At 71.1% G+C, this 409-nt stretch carries 1 protein-coding gene; it reads left to right on the top strand.

What is annotated here, in order from left to right; all coding sequences use genetic code 11:
• Window positions 1–23: 23 nt before the first annotated feature.
• The coding region (locus AC1DUE_RS20495) for a hypothetical protein (RefSeq protein ID WP_477041242.1) at window positions 24–409 on the top strand (386 nt) is incomplete at its 3' end.

Below are 409 nucleotides of genomic sequence, written 5' to 3'. Positions count from 1 at the left end.
GGCGCACCATCGTGCTGCATGAAATGCCCGACCGGCTGGCGCGGGTCAACGCCGCCTGCGGGCTGCGCCTGGCTTCCGGCCGGACCAGCTTCGTGCTCTACCGGCGGCGCCCGACCGCGTACCAGACACAGCACGTCATCCTGCACGAGCTGTGCCACGAGTGGTTCGACCACGGCACCTCGCTCGACGCGGAGCAGCTCCAGCGGCTGCTGCCCGTCTTCGACACGTCCCTGATCTCCCGGGTCCTCGACTCCGGTGTCGCGGACGCGCTGCGGGCGGGCGACGGCACGGTGCAGGCGCGCGCCCAGTACGACACCCATGACGAGCGGGTCGCCGAGTTCGGTGCCTCGCTCATCCCCCGCATGGCCAGGGACGTGACGAGCGACGACATGATGGGCCGCCTCGCCAA

This window comes from Cellulomonas sp. P4_A2, assembly GCF_056402515.1.
The sequence above is the reverse complement of the archived record's forward strand: the minus strand, read 5'-3'. Positions and strand labels throughout refer to the sequence as shown.